Source organism: Pedobacter sp. BG31, assembly GCF_042464845.1.
GTDB lineage: Bacteria > Bacteroidota > Bacteroidia > Sphingobacteriales > Sphingobacteriaceae > Pedobacter > Pedobacter suwonensis.
The window spans coordinates 275,546-299,191 of record NZ_JBHNZK010000001.1; the positions used below are offsets into that span (position 1 = coordinate 275,546).

Annotated in this window: 20 protein-coding genes; 6 read left to right on the plus strand and 14 right to left on the minus strand. The window is 40.0% G+C overall.

Annotated elements, in window-relative coordinates; all coding sequences use genetic code 11:
• Position 1: 1 nt before the first annotated feature.
• From ACFE6N_RS01230 to ACFE6N_RS01240, 3 genes are all read right to left on the minus strand, one after another.
• Positions 2–1,474: a DUF5687 family protein gene (locus ACFE6N_RS01230; protein ID WP_378932994.1), complete on the minus strand. Its 1,473-nt coding sequence runs from the start codon at positions 1,472–1,474 to the stop codon at positions 2–4.
• Between the two features lie 66 nt (positions 1,475–1,540).
• Positions 1,541–2,821 carry a replication-associated recombination protein A gene (locus tag ACFE6N_RS01235; RefSeq protein ID WP_378932996.1) on the minus strand — a complete coding sequence of 427 codons (1,281 nt, stop codon included), beginning with the start codon at positions 2,819–2,821 and terminating at the stop codon, positions 1,541–1,543.
• A 240-nt stretch (positions 2,822–3,061) separates the two neighbouring features.
• Entirely contained in the window at positions 3,062–4,360 is a 1,299-nt protein-coding gene (locus ACFE6N_RS01240) for an MFS transporter (RefSeq protein ID WP_378932999.1), read from the minus strand.
• A gap of 193 nt (positions 4,361–4,553) precedes the next feature.
• Here ACFE6N_RS01240 and ACFE6N_RS01245 point away from each other — a divergent pair, with 193 nt between their 5' ends.
• Complete coding sequence (locus ACFE6N_RS01245) at positions 4,554–5,285, plus strand: class I SAM-dependent methyltransferase (RefSeq protein WP_378933001.1); 732 nt, start codon at positions 4,554–4,556, stop codon at positions 5,283–5,285.
• 133 nt (positions 5,286–5,418) lie between these two features.
• Here the strand turns inward: ACFE6N_RS01245 and hisS are convergent, their stop codons facing one another.
• From hisS to ACFE6N_RS01270, 5 genes are all read right to left on the minus strand, one after another.
• On the minus strand, positions 5,419–6,810 hold the full coding sequence (gene hisS, locus ACFE6N_RS01250) for a histidine--tRNA ligase (RefSeq protein WP_378933004.1): 1,392 nt from the start codon (positions 6,808–6,810) through the stop codon (positions 5,419–5,421).
• A 73-nt stretch (positions 6,811–6,883) separates the two neighbouring features.
• Positions 6,884–7,627 carry a LytR/AlgR family response regulator transcription factor gene (locus ACFE6N_RS01255; RefSeq protein ID WP_378933007.1) on the minus strand — a complete coding sequence of 248 codons (744 nt, stop codon included), beginning with the start codon at positions 7,625–7,627 and terminating at the stop codon, positions 6,884–6,886.
• Between the two features lies 1 nt (position 7,628).
• Positions 7,629–9,302, minus strand: coding sequence for a sensor histidine kinase (locus ACFE6N_RS01260; RefSeq protein WP_378933009.1), 1,674 nt, complete (start codon positions 9,300–9,302; stop codon positions 7,629–7,631).
• Positions 9,303–9,569: 267 nt separating this feature from the next.
• Positions 9,570–9,920, minus strand: a complete 351-nt coding sequence (locus tag ACFE6N_RS01265; RefSeq protein ID WP_145857810.1) for a translation initiation factor — start codon at positions 9,918–9,920, stop codon at positions 9,570–9,572.
• Positions 9,921–10,008: 88 nt separating this feature from the next.
• Positions 10,009–10,890: a diacylglycerol/lipid kinase family protein gene (locus ACFE6N_RS01270; RefSeq protein WP_378933011.1), complete on the minus strand. Its 882-nt coding sequence runs from the start codon at positions 10,888–10,890 to the stop codon at positions 10,009–10,011.
• A gap of 223 nt (positions 10,891–11,113) precedes the next feature.
• Here ACFE6N_RS01270 and metK point away from each other — a divergent pair, with 223 nt between their 5' ends.
• Complete coding sequence (gene metK, locus ACFE6N_RS01275; protein ID WP_090983701.1) at positions 11,114–12,364, plus strand: methionine adenosyltransferase; 1,251 nt, start codon at positions 11,114–11,116, stop codon at positions 12,362–12,364.
• A 429-nt stretch (positions 12,365–12,793) separates the two neighbouring features.
• Here metK and ACFE6N_RS01280 read toward each other — a convergent pair whose 3' ends face one another.
• Both ACFE6N_RS01280 and ACFE6N_RS01285 read right to left on the minus strand, forming a co-directional pair.
• Positions 12,794–13,327 carry a biopolymer transporter ExbD gene (locus ACFE6N_RS01280; protein WP_378933013.1) on the minus strand — a complete coding sequence of 178 codons (534 nt, stop codon included), beginning with the start codon at positions 13,325–13,327 and terminating at the stop codon, positions 12,794–12,796.
• 111 nt (positions 13,328–13,438) lie between these two features.
• Positions 13,439–13,969, minus strand: coding sequence for a superoxide dismutase family protein (locus ACFE6N_RS01285; RefSeq protein WP_378933016.1), 531 nt, complete (start codon positions 13,967–13,969; stop codon positions 13,439–13,441).
• 118 nt (positions 13,970–14,087) lie between these two features.
• Here ACFE6N_RS01285 and ACFE6N_RS01290 point away from each other — a divergent pair, with 118 nt between their 5' ends.
• Complete coding sequence (locus ACFE6N_RS01290) at positions 14,088–14,435, plus strand: hypothetical protein (protein ID WP_090983697.1); 348 nt, start codon at positions 14,088–14,090, stop codon at positions 14,433–14,435.
• 115 nt (positions 14,436–14,550) lie between these two features.
• On the plus strand, positions 14,551–15,402 hold the full coding sequence (locus tag ACFE6N_RS01295; protein ID WP_378933019.1) for a DMT family transporter: 852 nt from the start codon (positions 14,551–14,553) through the stop codon (positions 15,400–15,402).
• Here the strand turns inward: ACFE6N_RS01295 and ACFE6N_RS01300 are convergent, their stop codons facing one another.
• Together ACFE6N_RS01300 and ACFE6N_RS01305 are read right to left on the minus strand one after the other, a co-directional pair.
• Positions 15,403–15,687, minus strand: coding sequence for a putative quinol monooxygenase (locus ACFE6N_RS01300; protein ID WP_378933022.1), 285 nt, complete (start codon positions 15,685–15,687; stop codon positions 15,403–15,405).
• 12 nt (positions 15,688–15,699) lie between these two features.
• A complete protein-coding gene (locus tag ACFE6N_RS01305; RefSeq protein ID WP_378933025.1) occupies positions 15,700–16,287 on the minus strand; it encodes an NAD(P)H-dependent oxidoreductase in 588 nt (195 codons plus the stop codon).
• A gap of 98 nt (positions 16,288–16,385) precedes the next feature.
• Here ACFE6N_RS01305 and ACFE6N_RS01310 point away from each other — a divergent pair, with 98 nt between their 5' ends.
• Together ACFE6N_RS01310 and ACFE6N_RS01315 are read left to right on the plus strand one after the other, a co-directional pair.
• Positions 16,386–17,288 carry a LysR family transcriptional regulator gene (locus ACFE6N_RS01310; protein WP_378933027.1) on the plus strand — a complete coding sequence of 301 codons (903 nt, stop codon included), beginning with the start codon at positions 16,386–16,388 and terminating at the stop codon, positions 17,286–17,288.
• A gap of 85 nt (positions 17,289–17,373) precedes the next feature.
• The gene (locus tag ACFE6N_RS01315; protein WP_378933030.1) at positions 17,374–19,869 is read left to right on the plus strand and encodes a PAS domain S-box protein; all 2,496 of its coding nucleotides are present in this window, start codon (positions 17,374–17,376) and stop codon (positions 19,867–19,869) included.
• 171 nt (positions 19,870–20,040) lie between these two features.
• Here the strand turns inward: ACFE6N_RS01315 and ACFE6N_RS01320 are convergent, their stop codons facing one another.
• The gene (locus ACFE6N_RS01320; RefSeq protein ID WP_378933033.1) at positions 20,041–22,047 is read right to left on the minus strand and encodes a urocanate hydratase; all 2,007 of its coding nucleotides are present in this window, start codon (positions 22,045–22,047) and stop codon (positions 20,041–20,043) included.
• A gap of 18 nt (positions 22,048–22,065) precedes the next feature.
• Positions 22,066–23,601: a histidine ammonia-lyase gene (gene hutH / locus ACFE6N_RS01325; RefSeq protein WP_378933036.1), complete on the minus strand. Its 1,536-nt coding sequence runs from the start codon at positions 23,599–23,601 to the stop codon at positions 22,066–22,068.
• Between the last annotated feature and the right edge of the window lie 45 nt (positions 23,602–23,646).

Genomic DNA, 23,646 nt, shown 5'->3' on the forward strand with positions numbered 1-23,646 from the left:
ATTATTCTCTAAAGCCTTCGGCTATTTTATATCGTTGTTTTTCAAGTCGTTTCGCAATGTAATTTACCCAAAAGCCTCTTAACAAAAGCATGGCTAAACCAAATACACCCACCACGGCCAATCCCCAGTAGGGTTTATTTAATATGCCAAATGGCACGTACATGATAATGGGGGTGAGTGCATAAGGAAACATTAAAAGCCATTGCGTAGCACCGGTTCCCTGGTAATTAAAACTTGCGGCTTTGGTAATATCTAATCTTTTATAATTTAAGGTAGCCAGATAAAGCACTACCACTGTTCCAAACCCAATGTTATAAAAATAGGCAGCCAAATGCAGCAGCAATAATTTTGGACTCAAAAACCCATAAAAACTTGCCAACACCGTAATAATCGTACAACCAATAGTGAAAAGCAAAAATTTGGCCTTTATGTAATCTCTAAAATTGATTTTATTGGCCAATATGCCATCAAAGTGGGCACTTTGCCAGGCAAACATAAACTGGCCATAAATAATGATCGAAATACCCGTCATAAATATGGCGCCAAACATCATCTGGCCAAAAGCATCGCTATTGATTGCTTTTTCCTTATAAAAAATAAACCCATAAAAAAGAAAAAAGAAGCCCATAATCACTGCAGAGCGTGGACGTTTATGACGGAGAATTAGTTTTAATTCTAAAGCAGCCAGCTCGCCAACTTTTCCAAAGCGGTTAAGGAAAGCATAATCGGTACTGCCCTTTTTCTCTTGTTTACTGCTTAACTCTTCCACGTAAAGGTTTTTACGCAGGAAACCGGAGTTGAAATAAAATATAGCTATCGCCGCAAAGGTAAATGCGAACGCATAATAAGGATGGGCAGCAATGGCACGGAACACAAAATCGGAGCCGGCCATAATTGAAATAACCTTATAATATTCCAAAGAGGCAAATGCTGCAATGATCACCAATCCGATAAAGGTATAAAGTGTATTGGTAATGGACTTTCGCTTAATGTATAACACCAGGTAATTGTTAAAAACCATCATTGAAAATATCGAAACCATATACATGATGGTGGTAACGGCACCCAGTGTGGGGGCTATTTTAATAAAACAGAAGGGCAGAAAAATAAAAAACGGCCAAAGGTTAAATGCCGAAAACAATGCTTTTACATTTAAAAACCTAATGATCTGGCTTCTGGAAATCCTTAAATGCAAATAAGGGATGATGCTTAAGGTCGGGAGCTCCTGAAACTGCAGACGCATGATAAAATCGAATGCGAAATAATAAAGAATGATGCCGTTGAAACTTTTAACTACATCCTGATTTGGAAAAAAGTAGGCCAATAAATGAGACATACCTAGTCCGGCTCCTAGTGCCAGCGTAAAAAAGTACAGCATAAAGAAACCCAAAACAATCTGGCCGGCAATACTGCTGCCCCGGTTCCGCGAACGCCAGAAAGATTTTCTTTGATGGCTTAAAAAAGTACTCAGCATATTTAGTTTAGGTGTTTGATTTTAGTCAGTTTATCTATTAGTATACATTAGGTACAAAATGTTACACTAATATTTGTATTTGTCTCTCCAGTTTTGCCTAAGCTTTTCGCGCAGTTTATCTTCTGCGGGGTTTTTACCCGGATCGTAGAGTTTTGTGCCGCTTAATTCTTCAGGAAAGTATTCCTGTGGCGAAAAATTACCTTCATATCCATGCGAATATTGGTAATCTTTACCATAGCCGATATTTTTCATCAGTTTGGTAGGTGCATTGCGGATGTGTAACGGCACAGGCAAATTACCCGTTTGCTTAACCAAAGCTTGTGCCTTGTTAATGGCTTCGTAAGCCGCATTACTTTTTGGCGAACTGGCCAGATAGGTTACACATTGTGATAAAATAATCCGTGCCTCCGGATAGCCGATTACATTGACAGCCGTGAAACAATTATTCGCCAATAACAGTGCATTTGGATTGGCATTGCCGATATCTTCTGAAGATAAAATCAACAACCTGCGGGCGATAAACAATGGATCTTCTCCACCTTCTATCATCCTGGCCAACCAATAAACTGCCGCATTCGGGTCGCTACCACGGATTGATTTAATGAATGCCGAAATGATATCGTAATGCTGTTCTCCGGCTTTATCATAAAGTGCCAGGTTCTGTTGAGCATGAGCCAGAACATTCTCATTGGTGAGCACAATTTTATCGCCGCCTATACCATTGATGGCAATTTCGAGTACGTTTAATAATTTCCTTGCATCACCACCTGATAAACGGATTAAAGCCTCATGTTCTTTAATCGAAATTTTCTTCTCTATAAGAACAGTGTCTTTTTTAATGGCTGTTTGCAATAAGCCGACCAATTCCTCTTCAGTAAGTGATTTTAAAATGTAAACCTGACAACGGGAAAGCAAAGCGGAAATAACTTCGAAAGATGGATTTTCTGTCGTAGCGCCGATCAAAGTAACCAGGCCCCGCTCTACAGCTCCCAACAAACTATCTTGCTGCGACTTACTGAAACGATGAATCTCATCAATAAACAAAATAGGCAAACCCAAAAAGCTATCTTTTAACTGTGCGGCACGGTCAATCACCTCACGGATATCTTTTACGCCGCTGTTTATGGCACTCAAATTAAAAAAAGGCCGGTCTAAAGCTTGCGAAATAATATAGGCCAATGTGGTTTTACCAACTCCGGGCGGCCCCCAGAAAATCATGGATGGCAGCTGGCCACTTTCAATCGCTTTGCGCAATACAGCCCCCTTTCCTACCAAATGCCGCTGGCCAACATATTCATTGAGGTTTTGAGGGCGCATACGTTCGGCTAAAGGAGGTAGGTTTTGCATAATGGTAAATATATAAAAATTGAATATGTTGTTTGTCGATAATTTACCAACCAAACAGGAGCGGCATAAGTTTGCTACAAAGGCATAGATTAACGAAGAGGTAATTTATTAGTAAAATTCTTTATCGTCCGCGTTTGTAACGCAGATCTCAATAATCCCCGTTACAAACGAGGACCATTTGGGATAAATTCGATGGCTATCGGATCAGGGCGACGATCGCATATAAAAAAGAGCTAAAGTCTAATCCTCTATCCTGGAGTGATGCTTGGTATCTTTCATCGTAGCGTATAAAATCAGCGAGATTAAAATACATCCGGTTACATACCAATAGAAATAACTTTCGTGACCAATATTTTTAAACCAAAGTGCAAAATATTCTGCCGTTCCACCGAAAACAGCAACGGTTAAAGCATAAGGTAAACCCACACCCAAAGCCCTGATTTCAGCGGGGAATAATTCAGCTTTCACTACCGCATTGATACTCGTATACCCGCTGACGATAATTAACGCACCAATCATCAATAAAAAGATAATCGTCTTGTTGGTCTCGCCGGCTAAGCCCGTTAAAATAGGATAGGTAAATAAGGTACCCAATATCCCAAATCCGATTAAGAGCGGCTTTCTCCCGATTTTATCAGACAGCAAGCCGAATAAAGGCTGCATAATGGCAAAAACCAACAACGAAATGAAGGATAAAGTTGTAGAAGTTTCTTTACTCAGCTGAACCGTGTTCACGAGAAACTTTTGCATATAGGTACTAAAGGTATAAAAAGCGATGGTTCCGCCCAATGTTAGGCCCACTACGGTAAAAACCTCTTTCGGATACTTTAACAGCACAGCCATTCCGCCTTTTTTGCCTTCGGTATTCTTACTTTTAAAAGCAGCCGTTTCATCAATATGCCTCCGCAGATACAGTGCAAAGAACGAGAGGACAGCACCTATAAAAAAGGGAATCCGCCAACCCCAGGCATGTAGTTCTTTAGGACTAAGCAGCCAGTTCTGCAGGATCAGCTGAATGCCTAAAGCCAATAATTGTCCGCCGATAAGTGTTACATATTGAAAGCTTGAATAAAATCCACGGTGTTTTTTGGTGGCCATTTCGCTCAGATAGGTAGCGGACGTTCCATATTCGCCGCCGGTACTCAAACCCTGAATCAATCTGGCAATAACGAGCAATAACGGAGCAGCGATGCCGATCCTTTTGTAGCCAGGAGTTAAACCGATAATTAAAGACCCTATAGCCATAATCAGCACAGAAAGTGTCATGGAACGTTTTCTGCCCAGTCTATCGGCAATACTTCCAAATAACCAGCCACCAATAGGGCGCATTAAAAACCCTACCGCGAAAATTCCAGCTGTGTTTAACAATTGTGCCGTGGGATTGCTGTTCGGGAAAAAGGCAGGAGAAAAATATAATGCAAAAGCAGAGTAGGTGTACCAGTCGTACCATTCAACCAGGTTCCCGACCGAACCACCAAATATAGATTTTAACCGGTATTCTACATCCTTAATTTCGTCTTTTTGTACTGTTTTTTCCATGGTGTAGAATTATTGAATGAATGAGCAATAAAATGATTGATTGAGAGAATTTTGAATGAGTAATTGCCGAATATGAAACTTAAATTAATAACACTTGTTTATCAAAAATATAATAATTTTATAAGAAAGAGCGAAGTCAGATCCGCCCTTACCCACTCACTCCTTCATCGTTCAACACTCAATCATTATAACAATGAAAGATAATTTTTCAACCCAATCTGCCGATTATGCCATTTACCGGCCCACTTATCCACAAACGTTATATGATTATTTGTTTGCCCTGGTAAAAAATAAGGAAACGGCATGGGATTGTGCTACAGGAAATGGCCAGGTTGCACGGGTATTGGCACAGCACTTTAATGAGGTCTATGCCACAGACATTAGCGAAAATCAGTTAAAAAATGCTTTACAGCTGCCCAACATCACTTATAAAGTAGAACCAGCAGAACAAATCTTGGTGGAGAATAATAGTTTCGATTTAATTACGGTGGCGCAGGCCATCCATTGGTTTAATTTCGAAGCGTTTTATGGGGAAGTAAAAAGAACACTAAAGCCAGATGGCCTTTTCGCGGTAATAGGTTACGGTTTAATGGTTATTGATAAAAAAGTAGATGCAGCAGTCCATAAGCTATATGAAGATATCTTGGGAAAATACTGGGATAGTGAACGCCGTTATATTGAAGAAGGTTATAAAACCATTCCATTTCCTTTTAAAGAAATTATTGCGCCGCATTTCCAGATCAAAACGACCTGGAATTTTAAACAGTTAACCGGTTATTTGAATACCTGGTCTGCATTACAACATTATAAAAAAGCTAACAAACGCAATCCATTAGAATACATGTTTACCGAACTAAAAGAAGCCTGGGGTGATGATGCAGAAAAGGATGTGCATTTTCCGGTTTTATTGCGGGTTGGCCGATAATCCAGCACTCGTCATTGCGAGGAGGAACGACGAAGCAATCTTTTATGCTAAGTGATTCTACCATAAAGATTGCTTCGTCGGCTGAAAAAGCCTTCTCGCAATGACGGATTTTCTCTTCAGTAAAAAATGAGTATTATTTCAACAACTCCAGTATACCTAAAACAGTTAGCTTTTTCTGTTCGCCGCTTTTCATATCTTTTAAGGTCAGCTCTCCGCTGGAAATTTCATCGCCACCAACTAAAATAACATAAGGTATGTTTTTGGCATCAGCATAAGCCATTTGTTTTTTCAGTTTCGCAGAACTCGGATATAATTCTGCCGAAATCCCTGCATTCCTTAGCTGCTGAACAATCGGCAGGGCATATTTTTCCGCCGCTTCATCGAAATTACTGATCAAAACTTTCGTTCCCACTTCTGCTGAGGAAGGAAAAAGGTTCAACTCTTCCAATACATCATAAATGCGGTCTGCGCCAAAAGAAACACCTACGCCTGTTAAGCCTTTTAAGCCAAACATACCGGTTAAATCATCATATCTGCCACCGCCACCAATGCTGCCCATGGCCACTTCGTTGGTTTTAACTTCGAAAATACAACCCGTATAATAATTTAATCCACGGGCTAAAGTAATGTCTAATTCTAATTTCGCAGTTAAAGGTAAACCATAAGCAATAAGGCTCTCTACATAGTCGAAAACCTGTTCTATTTCTGCAATACCTTTTAAACCGGTTTCAGATTCAGCTAAAACTTCTTTCAGGCTGGCCAGTTTCTCCTCATTAAAACCTTCTAACAAAATTACCGGACGGAGTTTTTCTAAATCCTGTTCTGTAAAACCCCGTTCTAACAATTCTTTACTTACACCATCTAAGCCGATTTTATCCAGTTTATCAATGGCCACCGTCATATCAATAATCAAATCCGGCTTACCGATAATTTCAGCAATACCCGATAAAATTTTACGGTTATTAATTTTGATGGTGAAATCTTTTAAGCCCAATTTGCTCAAAGCTTCGTTGTAGATCAGAATAAACTCGGCTTCGTTCAATAAACTTTCCGAACCCACTACATCCACATCACACTGGTAAAATTCACGGTACCTGCCTTTTTGCGGACGATCGGCACGCCATACCGGCTGTACCTGGAAACGCTTAAAAGGCAAAGTAATTTCGTGCTGGTGCATCACCACATAACGGGCAAAAGGTACAGTTAAATCGTAACGTAATGCTTTTTCAGAGATTAAAGGAATCAGCTTGTTACTATTATCTTTTTCAGCAAAATCAAAGGATTTTTTCTTCGGATCTTTAAGATATTCTCCGCTGTTTAATATTTTAAAAATCAGTTTATCGCCTTCATCGCCGTACTTTCCGGTCAGGGTAGACAAGTTTTCGAAACTTGGCGTTTGGATTTCGGCATAACCATATTTCCTGAAAACCGTTTTAATGGTATCGTAAATAAAGTTGCGTTTAACCATTTCAACCGGGGTAAAATCACGGGTACCTTTTGCTAATGAGGGTTTAATAACTGACATAGCCGCAAAAGTACAAAAATGTAAGGTAATGTCTAAACCTCACAGGTTTTTGAAACCTGTGAGGTTTAAAATGTCATTTCCCCAATACTTCTTTCACCATTTCCCTGTTCGGCTTAGAAACCGGGATTTTATCGCCATTGGTCATCAATAGCGTTCCACCATCTTCTTTTAACCAGCTTTTTACAAATTTGGGATTCACCAGATGACTTTGGTGCGCCCGCACAAAGCCTTGCGGTTTAAGCAGATCTGCATATTCTTTCAACGGTTTCGAAATCAGGATTTTATCACCATTGCTTAAAAAGAAAAACGTATACGTATTATCGGCTACGCAGCGCACAATATCATTAACAGAGACGTATCGGATTTCATGTTGTTGCGGCAGCGCTATTTTAGGAATAGTTGCCTCACTTTTTTTAATCTGGCTCAGCAAAAAATTGAGCTGGTCGCCATCGATTTTGTTTTTGATCCTGATTGTGGCTTTTTCTACCGCAGCTTTCAGCTCTTCGGGATCAACAGGTTTGAGCAGATAATCTAAAGCCGCAAACTTTACCGCCTGGATACCATAATGATCATAAGCAGTTACGAAAACCACCTCAAAAGTTTTCTCTGTAAGCTGCTTCAACAAGTCAAAACCTGTTGTTTTACCCATCTGGATATCCAGGAAAAGCAAATCTGGATGATGCAGTTTAACCTGCGCAAAAGCCTCTTCTATCGTGGTAGCACAAGCCACTACTTTGATCTCTGGGCAATATTTGGCCAGTAAAATCTTTAAATTTTCCAGATTGGCAGCTTCGTCGTCTACTAAAATTGTCCGCATTTTATAACCATTGGGTAAATGTAATTTTAACGGTAGTACCGTTTTCACCTGACTGGATATCGAGCATAAATGGTGTTTCTTTATAAATTGAATTCAGTAAAGATATCCGGTTTTTGCTTAGTGCCAACCCCAAACCATCGTAATTTTTTGCAGTATCGAAACCAGTCCCGTTATCGGTTATACTTAGTATTAGGTCAGCTTCAACTTTGATGAAATTAATTTCAATCTGACCATTACTTCCTTTTTCGGCCACACCGTGTTTCACCGCATTTTCCACAAAAGGCTGTAAAAGCATGGCCGGAATTTCAATATTCTCCACATCAAGATCTGGTGAAGCACTAATATTATACTGAAAGCCAAAGCGCAACTGCTCCATCTGCAGATAATCATCTAATAACGTTTTTTCTGATGTTAAGCTGATGAGTTCTTTATGACCCAAAACATTCCTGGTTAAACGTGCAAATTTGCTAAGGTAACGGTTAGCGTTGTCGATTTCGTTTTTGTTCATCAGATTTTGAATGCCCGCCAAAGCATTAAACAAAAAGTGTGGGTTTAACTGCGAGCGTACAGATTCTAACTGGAGTTTGGCGATTTCTTTATCCCTGTATTGTAAAGCGAGCTTTTTAGCTTCTTTCTTTTTGATGTAGGTTACAGCGGCGCCAAAAATTGCTCCGGCTATGGCGCATAATATGAGGCCGTAAATAATAAACTCTTTTTTGGAGAAATATTTATTTTTTTTCTCAGTAACAGTAAACTCAAAAGAGGTCTGGGGAGATGTCCATGATGCACCTTTTGGTAAATCCAACGATCGGTATATATCTGGCGCAATGATAACCCTATATTTTCCTGGTTTCTTAAAATATTCAGCATCAACCGAGATGTATGAATTATCCCAATCGCTGGTTGTTAGAACAGTTTCTTCAGGGTAATCACTACCGTATCGGGTTATTTTTACTTTGTAAATAAAATTAACACCTGTATTTTCTATACCAATCGACATTAATTTCATACTATCACTTACAGCAATAGCTTCGCCATTATTAAAAGGTTGCCGTTTGAGAAAAAATGATTTCCGTCCCCTTTTTATCATTAGTCTGGTCATTTCACTAACAGATAATCCCTTTTTATTTATTGATTCTAAAAACAGATTCTTAATCAATACTTTAGGAGGTAAAAGAGGCTGATTATAAATTACAATGGTATTTACTTTAAATTTCTGAGGCAGTTTGTATATTTTAACTATAATCTTTTTGCCAACAACATTATAATCGCCCAAACTCATTGTAAAATAATTTGGAAAATCACTCCCTTTGGGCCATCTAAAGTTTATCTTACTCGGAATGGCATCATCCACAAGGTAAACACTATCGTTCGTTATAACAGAATACCTATAATATCTTAGGCTGTCTTTGTGGATCCTCATTTCCAGATGAATAGTTTCTGCCTCTCCAAGGAAAACATTATTTTTCAGTGAATCACTCGATTCAGGATTGCTGAAAGAAATCCACTTGGTTCTTTCATCAACACGAAGCAACACAGGACAGTTTGAATTCGGTCTGGAAATTCCATAATACGTTGGATTACCATTTGCTTCACTTAAGAAAGCATCTTTTTTTTTCTGTCCAAAGGAGTATAGCGATGAACAAATGAGAAGGGAGGAAATTATTCTTTTCATGCGTTTAATTTTCCATAAACATCTTGCAAAAAATCTACTTACGAAACATTAAGATAGAATGTAGCATGAATAAACTTGTAAATGGTCGGATTGGGATAGGATTTATATTTGGGAAAAATAGTTAATTGGCCGATAATAGGTAAAACCCAAAAAATAATTTAATACCAGGGGTGTTAACTAACATCTGTCAGTCTGAGCGGAGCCGAAAACTAATATGAGGAATTACACAATTGGAAAGATCCTTCGTTTCACTCAGGATGACAACTGTTATCCCCCGGCCTTTTTCACCTTATAACCATCCTTTTGCAAAATACCCATCACTTTATCGCGCACATCACCCTGGATCATGATTTCGCCATCTTTAACAGAGCCACCTACACCACATTTGGTCTTCAGCATTTTGCCCAGCACCTCTAAATCTTCTGAACGCCCTCGAAAACCAGTAATTAACGTCACGGCCTTACCTCCACGGTTCTTTTTATCCAGCATCACCCTTAAATCCTGCTGATTGTTTGGCAAAGTAACGGTATCATCAACTTCTTCTTCGTATTCGAACTCCGGATTGGTAGAATACATAATTCCACCAAGGTCGCTTAAACTATTTTTCTTCGATTTCATGGTTATAAATGTAATATGGGAGATGTAAAATGGATGATGACAGATGGTTAATTAACCCGCAACTCTAACCGCCAAGCTCCAAACTTAACTACGGAACGATCACTTTTAAAGAGAGTGGATTCACCATCGCTTCAATCTCAGCGCCCATCTGTAAAGGCTCCCCATCAACATGCACCGCACCGGCCATTTCTCTTATGATTTTAATATTTTTCCCTTTAATAATCTCGATCATATCAGATGTTTCGGCTTTCCCATTTAACATTACATAACCCAATAATGGTAATTTTATTATGGGAAAAGGTTTAATAATACAAACATCCAGTAATCCATCTTTTACCGATGCATTTGGTGCGATGTACACATCATTTCCATATTGAGATGAGTTGGCAATACTAATAGCAAAGGCTTTCCGGCTATGAGTTTTACCATCAATATCCAGCTGATATAGTTGCGGCTTATAATTGAAAACTTCCTTAAAGCCCAATTTTACATAGCCAGATAACCCGCGTTTTTTATCCTTCGAAAAAACAGCACTCAGGTGAGCATCAAATCCCATTCCGGCCAGGTTGAAAAAACATTTTTTATTAAACTCGGCCGTATCAATTTTATCGATCTTAAAATCATTGATGATGGAAAGTGCGTACCTTAAGTTTTTGGAAATATTCAGAAAGCGGGCAAGGCCATTACCTGATCCCAGCGGCAAAATCCCTAAAATTTTCTGGTGCTTTAATACTTTTGTAGCCACTTCATTTATGGTACCATCGCCACCCGCAGCAACAATTACATCAAAGTTTTTGGTAGCCGCTTCATCTGCCAATTCGCTGGCATGCCCCACATATTCACTAAAAACGAAATTTGGACTAAACTTTTCCTTATTTAAATATTTATCTATAAAATCGGGGATACGCCGTTTCCCTCTCCCACCGGAGATGGGGTTTATGATAAAGAGAATATTGATCTTTGTGTGCAAAGTGTAAGATTGAGTGCACAAAATAATCTATAATTTTTGAAATAAAGAAAATATGCTAATTTTGCCGCAGTAAAAAGTGGATTGATTTGCTATCCCGATACCGCGGGACCGGATTGCAACCACTTAAAAAAATTGCTAATGCCTCCTTTCAATCATTTCAACACCTGTTTCCAAGGGGTTTGGCAATCATAAATTTGTTTATTTATCATTAATTATTTAATAAATGTCATATTTATTTACATCAGAATCTGTTTCTGAAGGTCACCCAGATAAAATCGCCGATCAAATTTCGGATGCATTAATTGACAACTTTTTGGCTTTCGACCCGGAATCAAAAGTAGCTTGCGAAACTTTGGTTACTACTGGTCAGGTTATTTTGGCGGGTGAGGTGAAATCTAAAACATATTTAGATGTACAGCAGATTGCGCGCGATGTAATCAAGAAAATCGGTTACACCAAAAGCGAATACATGTTTGAGGCCAACTCCTGCGGTATTTTATCGGCTATACACGAGCAATCGCAAGATATCAACCAGGGTGTAGATAGAAGCAGCAAAGAAGAACAAGGCGCGGGCGATCAGGGTATGATGTTTGGTTATGCTACAAATGAAACTGAAGATTATATGCCTTTGGCATTAAACCTTTCTCATAAATTACTACAGGAACTTGCTGTTTTACGCCGCGAAAATAATGAAATCACTTATTTACGTCCGGATGCTAAAAGTCAGGTGACTTTAGAATACGATGATAATAACAAACCTGTTCGCATTGATGCGATTGTAATTTCTACACAACATGATGATTTTGATGAAGAAGCAGGCATGCTGGCCAAAATCAAAACTGACCTGGTTAATATTTTAATTCCGCGCATCATCAAAAACAATCCGCAGTATGCGCATTTATTTAATGATCAGATTGAGTACCATATTAACCCAACCGGTAAATTTGTAATCGGCGGTCCGCATGGCGATACGGGTTTAACCGGTAGAAAAATCATTGTTGATACTTACGGAGGTAAAGGTGCTCATGGTGGCGGAGCTTTCTCAGGTAAAGATCCAAGTAAAGTAGATAGAAGTGCGGCTTATGCTACACGTCACATCGCTAAAAATTTAGTGGCTGCCGGCATTGCTGATGAAATTTTGGTTCAGGTATCATATGCAATCGGTGTGGCGAAACCAATGGGTATTTACATCAATACTTATGGAACAGGTAAAGTAGGTAAAACGGATGGGGAGATTGCTAAAATTGTAGAATCGATTTTTGATATGCGCCCTTACTTTATTGAGCAACGTTTAAAATTAAGAAACCCAATTTATAGCGAAACTGCTGCTTACGGACACATGGGCCGTACACCAGAAACAGTGACCAAAACTTTCAGAACGCCAAACGGCGAAGAAAAAACCGTATCAGTTGAGTTGTTTACCTGGGAGAAATTAGATTACGTAGATCAGGTTAAAGCTGCTTTCGGTATTTAATCCTTCTAATAAAATGATATAAAAAGGCGTCTTTGCGACATTGCAAAACGCCTTTTTTGTTTTCCTGTTTGGTGGTTCATCAAACAGTAGAAAAACCACTATGTTTTTTTTGAAAAGCAGGGTTCCGCATCTATCGTTTCCGAAAGTCCTGCTAAGTTAAGCAGGTGTTTGTGTCGGATGGTAACATCCAACACCACAAATAATACTTGCAAAAACCTGACTTATCCAAACCTGATTGAAGCGGGTAGCTCCCGATTTTTTTTCTAATCGGGACTACAAGCAAAAAGCAGGACGGACATTAAAAAGATTCACTGCCACTGCTTTCCAAAAAACAACAAACAATATTTAACTTTTTCTCTTTACTATGCCGATTTTGTATCGGATGGTAACATCCAAACACCACAAATATCCAACACTACAATAAAAGCATTAAAGTCCATTATTTTTCATAAACAATAACTCCTTATCATCGAAATGCTCATCATCTATGCTGTATGATTTAATATCTGCAATTTTCATCTCATCAACTGCATCAACAAAATCTTGGAATCTGGCAGTTTTGCCTGGCTTGATGATTACGATCATATGCTTCAATGGATTGTTATGATGGGTAGCTGCAACCAGTAGCTTATTCGCCATAATTTCCTTTGGTAGATCTGCAACAGGCATTACTTTCATATTGGCCTTTTCAATAGTACCCATGTAAGAAATGGCCCTATTATCTTTACCCAATACAATAGTCATGGTGCGAGATTCGGGAAAATTTGCTTTGATATTAATATCCTTCTTATCTGGCTTAGCAATATCGGCAGCGTTTAACTGGCTCAACGTTGTGGTGAGCATAAAAAATGTGGTCAATAAAAACATGAGATCTACCATTGCAGTAAGATCTACCCTTGGTGTTACTTTTTTGGTTCTTCCTTTTGCAGCCTTGCCGCTTTGAGATTCGTTTAGCGTTGCCATATGATTTAGGTTTTTTAATAATGATGACAAGGCTCGCCAAATTGCATAAAAAAAGCGGCTAAAAATTTAACCGCTTGAGAAAGGTCAGTAATGACCGATTTTTAACGCAAATTATTTCACCGCTTCTATTACACCACAGCCCACCCGTGGTCCTGAGTTACCCGTTGGTTGCGTGGTATAATCATCCGTACCCCCATGCACGATAATTCCCCTTCCAATAATATTTTTAATGTCGCCATCTTTAACACTCCATCTATCCGAAGTAACCGAAAGTGTGGCATGGCCTTTACCATCTAGCTTGATGTTGCCGATATCGCCACTGTGGTACGCTGCCGATCCCCATTTGCCGTGGGCCTCTTTAGTTGGGTTCCAGTGGCCGTGGGTATTTTCACCCATGTTGCCACAATCGCCATGTTCGTGAAAGTGAACCGCCACATTGCTGTCGGCGCGTGCCGCAAAATTCATTTCAATATCCATCTTAATTTTCCCATCGCTCAATTCATAAAACTTTGCTGTTCCGATGGTTTTCGTATTGTCTGCTGTTTCAGTCAAAGTGGCCTGAGCAATTTCTTTATCGGTTTTGGTACAAGCACTTACAACCGCAATACCAGCAATTGCTAAGCTTAAAAAGTATTTTTTCATATGATTAGATTTTAGTTTAATGAAGAACAGACGGGCAATCATTTAGTTTGGTTTAAAAAGAATGATGGCAAAACCATTTTGCACGCCACTTGTTTAATCACTATAAAATAGTACAACTATGGAACAGCCAAATGAAATGAACACTTTAAGTCAAATTTTGGAAAAATTGAGGCTGAAAGGAAAAGATAACGAATTAAAAATGTCTGATCACGGTAAGATGCAAAGTAAATCACTCGGAAAAATTTATAAACCCGAAGATTTGACAATTGTTAAAACTTATCGTTTTGAAGGAGATTCTGACCCTGCTGACAATTCAGTATTATATCTGATAGAAGATAGAGAAAAAAATATTGGGTATGTACTGGATGCTTACGGAACATATTCGGATAATGAGGGGCCGGCATTTGACGATTTTTTAAAGAAAATTCCTACTGAAAACCGGGATGAACAGGAACTGTTCTGTTGATAAAATTCAGCTTATAATCGAAGGAGAAGCAGCGTAATCTGATTCTCCTTTTTTCATTTTAGACCTCCGGCAGTTTATAATTCCCTAATTTTGCGCCTCATTTACACATCCCTGGATGAAAAGCAAAGTCAATATTCCGCCGATACCTGCTGTTTTACTGTCTATCATCAGTGTACAATGTGGGGCGGCAATTGCAAAAGGCCTTTTTCCGCAAATTGGAGCTGCTGCAACCGCATCTTTACGCATTGGTTTATCAGCGTTAATCTTACTGCTTGCCTTTAGGCCAAACCTCTATCAATTAAATGCCAAACAATGGAAATACGTGATCCTGTACGGCGTTTGTTTAGGAGTAATGAATATGGTTTTTTACATGGCCATAGCACGAATCCCGATCGGTTTGGGAGTAACTTTAGAATTTGTTGGTCCGCTTGGGGTTGCCATTTTCGGTTCAAAAAAACCTATTGATTTTCTATGGGTGGTACTTGCTGCTGCAGGCATTGTATTAATCACCCCATGGACAGGTACAGGACTCAATTTAACCGGCGTACTGCTGGCACTCTTGGCCGGTGTTTTCTGGGCAGGTTATATCATTTTAGGTGGTAGAATTTCCAAAATGATGAAAGGAGGCGATGCCGTTACTATCGGGATGTTATTTGCTACCCTGGTCATTTTGCCTTTCGGCATTTATGGCGGTGGTTTGAGCACGCTGAATCCTAAATTAATGGGATTGGGAGCGGCACTTGCACTACTTTCAAGCGCCATACCCTTCACCTTAGAAATGAAAGCATTTAAGCAGCTTCCGCCTCGTACTTTTAGTATTTTAATGAGTCTTGAGCCTGCTATGGCCTCTTTAGCAGCACTTGTATTTTTACAGGAATACCTCAGCTTAAAAGAGTGTTTTGCTGTTGCTTTTGTTGTAATTGCTTCCGTAGGCTCTTCCTTAACTACTAAATATAGTAAAGGATAATCAGGCTAACTTTTCTGTTTTATAGATCACAATCTCATCGGTTAACCGACTGGCTTGTGCGACAAAACCTAAGAGGTAAGGCTGCTTATTATGCAGATCCAAACCTGCCTGGTCTTTCCATTCCTCCTGAAAAATAAACGTATTAGTATCTCCTGCCTCATGCAGATCGTACTGAATGCAAGCTTCCTCGGTACGCGAATTTGCAACCATATCCAACAGCATGGCTCTTAGTTCATCCACGGTTTCTTTTTTGCTTTTAACTATCGCTGTCAAATAAATGCTCATATATTACTGTATTTAAAAAATCTGATTTAAATGTTCCTGATACAATTTAAGTGCAGTCCTAATATCTGCATTCTTTTCTACATCATGAAAATGAATTCCTGGTATTTGTTCCATCCCGGTAAAGGCATTCATCCTGTGGAAACCGAACAAGACACCATCATCCACACTGGTTTCCTTAAAAAATTCTCCGGGCAAGGTAAATGCTTCTTTGGGCGCATTCCATGATGATGTAACCATGTATTTCCGACCATGCAACATGCCACCAGTACCATAATTCCGGGTTGGATGATCAGCTTTCCGCCCGTCGCTAATGTAAATCCCATTTTTGTGCCCTTCAGTAAATACCACATCAATGTACTTTTTAAATCCATGCGGCAACTGGAACCACCAGATCGGGGTGTGATAAATTACAATGTCTGCCCAAACATACTTCGCTACTTCTTCTTTCGGATTATACTCATTATTGATATTGGTTGTTTTAATTTCAAATCCCTCTTGTAAGGAGAAGAAATCGACAGTAGCATTGGCTACCGTTTCGTTAAATCTGCCACCGGAATGACCAAATTTTTGTCCGCCGTTGATGATGAATATTTTTGTCATTTTGTCTTTGCTATTTACTGACACAAAATTATCGCAATATAAAGTATCATTAAAATAAGTTAATTTATACCTTTGTATCATAATTATAATAGTTTGGTTTGGTTAATTTAGAGTGGTATCGAAGTTTTAAGGCGGTTTATAAAACAGGAACCTTAACCGGTGCAGCAGAGAATCTGTTTATTTCTCAGCCTGGGGTAAGTTTACATTTAAGCTCTTTAGAAAGCTACGTGGGCTATAAACTGTTCGAGCGAACGGGCAGGAAAATGATTCCCACGGAAAAGGGAAAAGTACTATACAATTTTATCGTAGAACCTTTAACCAAACTGGAAGATGCAGAAAAACATTTCCAGAAAAGTACGGAGAAACATACTCCAACCATCAGCGTGGGCATGTGTTTCGAAACTTTTCAGATTACGCTTGAGCAATATATTTCTACGCTTCCGTTTAATGTTATTATCCGTTTTGGAGAATATCCAGAGATGTTAGACCAGTTGGATAAAGGTATTTTAGACCTCATTATCACCCCACAAAAAGGCAATTCGCCAAATGTAGAACATGAAGCCTTTTCTTCAGAAACCATTGTTTTAGTAGGTGGAACAGAAACTGATGTACAGGCTTTTGATGCGTTGGTTAAAAAGAAAAATCTCTCAGGAATGGAGACCTGGTTAAAACAGCAAAAATGGTATGGTACTGCCGGAGACATGGAACACCTGTTACGTTTTTGGCAACTTAACTTTGGCAAGCACGCCGATTTCCGTCCAAACTACATTGTACCTAACCTTAATTCGATCGTCCGCTGCCTGTCAGCGGGGAAAGGCCTGGCCATTATCCCCGACTTTCTTTGCAACAAAGAAGTTGAGGATGAAAAAATAAAGGTAATCTGGGAAGGTACATCCAAACTCACCAACACTTTGTACTTTGGTTGTAGAAAAAACACCCAATATGCATCAGAAATTCATTTAATCAAAAACCTTTTTAAAGAGGTTATGGTTAGTATATAATCTACATTGGAAAATCCTGCTTAGGTTTTGTTTATTTTGAAACTTAAGTAAATAATTATTTTAGATCACGCCGTAAAAATCCAGAATGAGCCAGTCCAGTCCTTTTTTAAGTAATGATCAATTAATAGAAGTTTTTAATTATACCCATACCGCAACCGCAGTTCATGTAGGAGAAACGGCCATTATACAGACTGCAAATGACGCGATGCTCAGAATTTGGGGCAAAGACAGAAATGTAATCGGAAAATCGCTTGAAGATGCCCTGCCTGAATTAAAAGGACAGCCTTTTATTGAGATGTTCAGGAAGGTTTGGCTGGAAGGCCTTGTCATTTCAGGAAAGGATACAGCAGCAGACCTGATTATTGACGGGGAGCTAAAGACCTTTTATTTTGATTTTGAATACCGGGCAATCAAAAATGATGAAGGCAAGACCATCTGTATTTTACATACGGCGGTTGATGTAAGCGAGCGCGTATTAAGGCGTGAGGCTATAGAAAGGGAGCAGCAGAAAGATGAGGCCTTACAGCGGGAACAGGTACTGAATGAGGAGCTAGCGGCCACAGTAGAAGAACTTGCAGCTACCAATGAAGAACTAGTGGCCACAAACGAAGAATTACAGGAAACACAGGAAACATTACATGTGTTAAATAACGAACTGGAATTAAGGGTTGCAGAAAGGTTTAACCAACTGTCTGAAAGTGAAAAACGCTTCAAAACCATGGCAGAGGGAACTGACATTTTCATTACTGTTGGCGACGAGTTTGGAAATGCGATTTATTTTAATAAACCGTGGACAAACTTAACGGGCAGATCAATGGATGCCCTGCTCGCTTTCGGCTGGGCTGACCTGATCCATCCCGAAGATCGGGACCGGTATCTGGATATTTACCTTTCAGCCCTTCGCGATAAAAAGCCGTTTACCGGAGAGTTTAGGGTCCTGACTCAAAAAGGCGATTACCGATGGCTGCTTACCAGTGGTCCACCACGTTTCCACGCCGATGGATCTTTTGCAGGTTATATCAGTTCGTGTATTGATATTACAGAAAGAAAATTAATCGAATTGGAGCGTTTAAATTTGAATAAACTCATCGAAGCCAGTTCAGAATTTATCGCTTTGATCGGCTTGGATATGTCTATCCAATACTTAAATCCTGCAGGATTAAGAAAGTTAGGGTGGGAAAACATTTCCAACCGAAACATGCTGGAGGTTATTTTCCCTGCTGACAGACCTTCAGCTGAAGAACTTTTATCGGGAGTTTTACAAGGCATTGATTTTAAACAGGAAATCCGCTTCTGGAACGAGATAACGGGAAATCCTTTTTGGATTGAATGGAGTGGTTTTGCCTTAAAAGATCAGGAAACAGCTCAAGTAACGGCGATCGCTACGGTAAGTCCGGATATTACCGAACGAAAACTCCATCAGGAAGAGCTGCAGGATATCAACATCGAAATGGCAGCGGCAAATGAGGAATTGGCAGCAACCAATGAAGAACTCGCACAAACACATGAAGACCTGATTCAATATACCCAAAAGTTAGCCGATAGCGAGGAACGGTTGCTTCAAGCCATTGATACCGGAAAAATGGGTACCTGGAGCATCGATCCTAAAACACTTGAAATTACGGTATCGGGATTTGTGAAAAGCCTGCTCGGCCTACCACTTGACGAGCCTGCTAAAACGAGCGACATTATGAGTGCAATCCATGCCGACTATCATAATGAATTGAAAAAGTCTTTTGCAGATGCATTAAACAGTCATTCTTCAAGCGACAATGAATATCCGATAACCAATTTAACTACAGGTGAAGAAAAATGGATTAGGACAACAGGAAGGGTATTTGTAGATCAGCATGGCCATATAACAGAATATTCTGGACTCTTTATCGATATCACGGAGCAAAAATTGGATGAACTCAGAAAGAATGATTTCATCGGAATGGTTAGTCATGAACTAAAAACTCCATTAACAGCCATTAACGGCTTTGTACAGGTTTTGCAACGCAAGGCTAAAAAAGATGAAGACAATTATGCGATGGTGGCTTTGGAAAAAACCAACAGCCAGATCAGAAAAATGACAACCATGATCAACGGCTTCTTGAATGTATCGCGTTTGGAATCCAGCAAACTACTGATCGAAAAAACAAACTTCAATTTAGATGACCTGCTGAAAGAAACCATTGAGGAAACTTATATTTCACAATCTTCTCATCAGATTATCTTACACCCAACCTGTGGGGTCGACATTTATGCAGATAGGGATAAAATCGGCAACGTAATTTCCAACCTGATCAGTAACGGGATAAAATATTCTGACAATGGAACATCGATCGAAATAAGCTGTAATTTAAGTGACACAGAGGTTGAAGTTCAGATTAAAGATGAAGGCATCGGGATAAGGCCTGAAGACATTGAAAAACTTTTTGAACGTTATTACCGGGTACAGGGCAATCACACCATTTCGGGTTTTGGTATTGGGCTTTATCTAAGTGCAGAAATTGTAGAGAGGCATGGTGGCAGAATATGGGCTGAAAGTGAAGAAGGTAAGGGTTCGGTTTTCCATTTTACTTTGCCATTGACTTAATTTTTACAACTTTTTTTACCACAAAGTACATTGAGTTTTTCACGGAGTGAGTTAAGTTTTTTCTAAAAAATGGTTTTAGTTTGTCATTCTGAGTGAAACGAAGAATCTTTCTTCAAGCATAAAGGATTCTTCACTGCGTTCAGAATGACAAAAAGGTACATGCGATAAGAGTTAATTTATCTCCAAATCATTTAATAGTTCTTCATCGACTAAATTTGGCAGCGTAATCTTTAAATCTGCTGTACGTGCCATTTCGCGTTCTATGGCAAACCTGGCCTCTTTATTACGTGCCCAGCTCCTTCTGGCAATTCCATTGTTTACATCGTAAAAGAGCATGTTCTGCAATTTTTCGGCAGCCTGTTCAGTTCCATCCAATACCAACCCAAAACCACCGTTTATTACCTCGCCCCAGCCTACACCGCCGCCATTATGGATCGAAACCCAGGTGGCACCCCTAAAGCTGTCGCCAATCACGTTATGAATGGCCATATCGGCCGTAAACCGGCTTCCGTCGTAAATATTGCTGGTTTCGCGAAAAGGCGAATCCGTTCCGCTTACATCGTGATGATCTCTTCCCAAAATTACGGGCGCCGATAAGTTACCTGTTTTAATGGCCTCATTAAATCTCAGCGCAATTTTTGCCCTGCCTTCAGCATCGGCATATAAAATTCGGGCTTTTGAACCGACTACTAATCTGTTTGCTTTGGCGGCAGTAATCCAGTTAATATTATCCTGCAATTGTTGTTGTATTTCTTCCGGAGCGTTTCGCTTTAGCTCTTCCATTACTTCTTGAGCCATACGGTCAGTTAAATCCAGATCCTTTTCATTTCCTGAAGTACAAACCCATCTAAACGGGCCAAAACCATAATCGAAACAAAGGGGCCCTAAAATATCTTCCACATAGGATGGATACCTGAAATCTATACCATTTGGAGCCATTACATCGGCACCTGCCCTGCTGCACTCCAATAAAAAGGCATTTCCATAGTCAAAAAAATAAGTTCCTTTAGCTGTATGGTTGTTAATGCTGTTTGCCTGTCTTTTTAACGATTCCTGTACATAAACTCTAAATTGATCCGGCGCTTCAGCCATCATTTCATTAGCCTTGGTAAAGTTTAAACCTACCGGATAATAACCCCCGGCATACGGATTATGCAGCGAAGTTTGATCAGAACCGATTGCAACTTCAATATTTTCCTGATCAAAGCGTTCCCAAACATCCACTACGTTACCAATATAAGCCAATGAAACCGCTTGTTTTTCGTTTTGGGCCAGTAGAACCCTTTTCACCAGTTCATCCAAATGTTCAAAAAGCTCATCTACCCAGCCTTGTTGATGCCTTTTAATTGCAGCCTTTGGGTTTACCTCGGCACAAACCGTGATACAACCAACAATATTCCCAGCTTTGGTCTGGGCTCCACTCATGCCGCCCAAACCGGCCGTTAAAAAGATTTTACCTGCTACCTCTTTTCCAAAAAACCCCTGTTTACGGAAAGCATTCATTAGGGTAATGGCCGTACCATGTACAATACCCTGAGGACCGATATACATATATGAACCCGCAGTCATTTGACCATATTGTGTAACCCCCAAGGCATTAAACTTTTCAAAATCTTCTGGTGAGGAATAATTAGGAATCATCATGCCATTCGTCACCACAACACGGGGCGCCGTGGCATTAGAGGGGAATAACCCCTGCGGATGCCCACTATAGATATTAAGCGTTTGCTGATCGGTCATGGTAGCGAGGTACTGCATAGTTAGAAGATATTGGGCCCAGTTTTGGAATACACTGCCATTACCCCCATAAGTAATCAACTCTTCAGGATGCTGCGCTATTGCCGGATCTAAGTTATTCTGGATCATAAGCATAATTGCGGCTGCATGTAGTGTACGGCAGGGATATTCGCTTATTGGTCTGGCGTAAATGGCATAATCGGGCATAAAACGATACATATAAATATGCCCGTAACTTTCCAGCTCGCCCAAAAACTCCCGTGCCAGTTCCAGATGCCATGCTTCTGGAAAATAACGTAAAGCATTTTTAATGCTTAGCTTTTTCTCTTCAGTATTTAAGACAGCTCTCCTTACAGGAGCATGGTTCAGTACCGGATTCCGGTTCTTTTTTGCGGGCAATGTAGCCGGAATACCAGCTAATAGCTGTGCTTTAAAATCCATAATCTGAAAATTAAATTGTTAATTCAATGTAGATGCGGCTTGATTGGCAATGGCTACAATTTTACCCTTCTGCACCATTTCGATGGCATGTTCCATCCTATCATACATGATTTGGTCTTCTTCAAAATGATCAATTTCGGTACGCACGAAATCATGTACCGCAGCCAATATTTTACCAGGCTTTAATGGATGATGGTAGTCAACAGCCTGTGCAGCACAAAATAATTCTATACCCAAAATTTTCTCTACGTTCTCGATCACCTGAAGCGCTTTACGTCCGCTGATCGAACCCATACTCACGTGATCCTCCTGACCTAAAGAAGTTGGGATGCTATCCGCACTGGCCGGGAAACAGAGACCTTTATTCTCGCTGGCCAAAGCTGCGGAAGTATATTGGACAATCATAAAACCAGAATTTAATCCGGTCTCTTTCATCAGCAATTTCGGCACACCGGGGGTATTTCCCTCAAGCGAGAGATAAATTCTCCGGTCGCTGATATTTCCGATTTCAGCAGCTGCTAAACAAGCATAATCAAGGGGCAAAGCCAGTGGCTGACCGTGAAAATTACCTCCGCTGATGGTTAAATCATCATCAAATATCACGGGGTTATCGGTTACCGAATTCAGTTCGATTTCTAAAGCTTCCTTTAAATGTAACCAGGCCGTTCTGGAAGCGCCGTGTACCTGTGGAATGCATCTTAAAGAATACGGATCCTGTACTTTAGCACAGTTGGCATGCGATTTCATAATTTCAGAACCCTTCAGGAGTTTGCGCACCTGTTCAGCCACCGAAATATTTGCAGGATATGGCCTCAGCTCATGGAGTCCTGCATGAAAAGGTTTTTGTGATCCCTGTAAGCCCTCAATCATCATTGCCGCTATAATATCTGCTGATGCCAGCACATTCGCTAAACGTTGCACTACTTTAACGGCATGCGCAGCAATAAACTGTGTACCATTAATTAAAGCCAGGCCTTCTTTGGGGCCTAATTGTAAAGGCTGCATCTGGTGTTCTTTTAAAAGTTCAGCTGTAGCTATAGTTTCTCCTTTATAGTGAACCTTACCCAAACCAATCAAAGGTAAAAAGAGATGAGAAAGGGGAGCAAGATCGCCCGAAGCACCAACAGAGCCTTGCTTGGGAACCAGAGGTGTGGCGCCGGTTTCCAGAAACCAGATCATTCGTTCAAGCGTTTCGATCTTAATGCCCGAATAACCTTGAGCCAGTGCTTGTAATTTTAATACCAGCATTAGCTTTGATATTTCATCATCTATCGGTTCACCAACACCCACAGCATGACTTTTCAGGATATTTTCCTGTAGCTTTCGCGTATCAACAGCCGAGATCATGGAAGTACAAAGCGGACCAAAACCTGTATTGATACCATAAACAGCCAGCCCGGAACCCGCAATCCGCTCAACCACTTCGCTGCTTTTAAGCACTCTCTCCTTTGTGCTTTCGCTTAATATGCCTTTCACTTCACCCTTACTGATGGCTAAAGCCAATTTAGCAGTTAAATGATCGGTTCCGTAGTTAAAAATCTCTTGTTGGTTCATAACGATGAAGGCTTTAAACAAAAATAAGCGCTATATTTGATACCC

Excerpts from the sequence above, each read along its gene's own strand:
- ACFE6N_RS01295 (WP_378933019.1), top strand. The coding sequence starts at position 14,551 with ATGAAAAGCAAAGTCAATATTCCGCCGATACCTGCTGTTTTACTGTCT.
- ACFE6N_RS01305 (WP_378933025.1), bottom strand. The coding sequence starts at position 16,287 with ATGACAAAAATATTCATCATCAACGGCGGACAAAAATTTGGTCATTCC.
- ACFE6N_RS01260 (WP_378933009.1), bottom strand. The coding sequence starts at position 9,302 with ATGAAAAGAATAATTTCCTCCCTTCTCATTTGTTCATCGCTATACTCC.
- ACFE6N_RS01255 (WP_378933007.1), bottom strand. The coding sequence starts at position 7,627 with ATGCGGACAATTTTAGTAGACGACGAAGCTGCCAATCTGGAAAATTTA.
- ACFE6N_RS01300 (WP_378933022.1), bottom strand. The coding sequence starts at position 15,687 with ATGAGCATTTATTTGACAGCGATAGTTAAAAGCAAAAAAGAAACCGTG.
- ACFE6N_RS01290 (WP_090983697.1), top strand. The coding sequence starts at position 14,088 with ATGGAACAGCCAAATGAAATGAACACTTTAAGTCAAATTTTGGAAAAA.
- ACFE6N_RS01280 (WP_378933013.1), bottom strand. The coding sequence starts at position 13,327 with ATGGCAACGCTAAACGAATCTCAAAGCGGCAAGGCTGCAAAAGGAAGA.
- ACFE6N_RS01235 (WP_378932996.1), bottom strand. The coding sequence starts at position 2,821 with ATGCAAAACCTACCTCCTTTAGCCGAACGTATGCGCCCTCAAAACCTC.
- ACFE6N_RS01245 (WP_378933001.1), top strand. The coding sequence starts at position 4,554 with ATGAAAGATAATTTTTCAACCCAATCTGCCGATTATGCCATTTACCGG.
- metK (WP_090983701.1), top strand. The coding sequence starts at position 11,114 with ATGTCATATTTATTTACATCAGAATCTGTTTCTGAAGGTCACCCAGAT.
- ACFE6N_RS01265 (WP_145857810.1), bottom strand. The coding sequence starts at position 9,920 with ATGAAATCGAAGAAAAATAGTTTAAGCGACCTTGGTGGAATTATGTAT.
- ACFE6N_RS01240 (WP_378932999.1), bottom strand. The coding sequence starts at position 4,360 with ATGGAAAAAACAGTACAAAAAGACGAAATTAAGGATGTAGAATACCGG.
- ACFE6N_RS01230 (WP_378932994.1), bottom strand. The coding sequence starts at position 1,474 with ATGCTGAGTACTTTTTTAAGCCATCAAAGAAAATCTTTCTGGCGTTCG.
- ACFE6N_RS01320 (WP_378933033.1), bottom strand. The coding sequence starts at position 22,047 with ATGGATTTTAAAGCACAGCTATTAGCTGGTATTCCGGCTACATTGCCC.
- hisS (WP_378933004.1), bottom strand. The coding sequence starts at position 6,810 with ATGTCAGTTATTAAACCCTCATTAGCAAAAGGTACCCGTGATTTTACC.
- ACFE6N_RS01285 (WP_378933016.1), bottom strand. The coding sequence starts at position 13,969 with ATGAAAAAATACTTTTTAAGCTTAGCAATTGCTGGTATTGCGGTTGTA.
- ACFE6N_RS01315 (WP_378933030.1), top strand. The coding sequence starts at position 17,374 with ATGAGCCAGTCCAGTCCTTTTTTAAGTAATGATCAATTAATAGAAGTT.
- hutH (WP_378933036.1), bottom strand. The coding sequence starts at position 23,601 with ATGAACCAACAAGAGATTTTTAACTACGGAACCGATCATTTAACTGCT.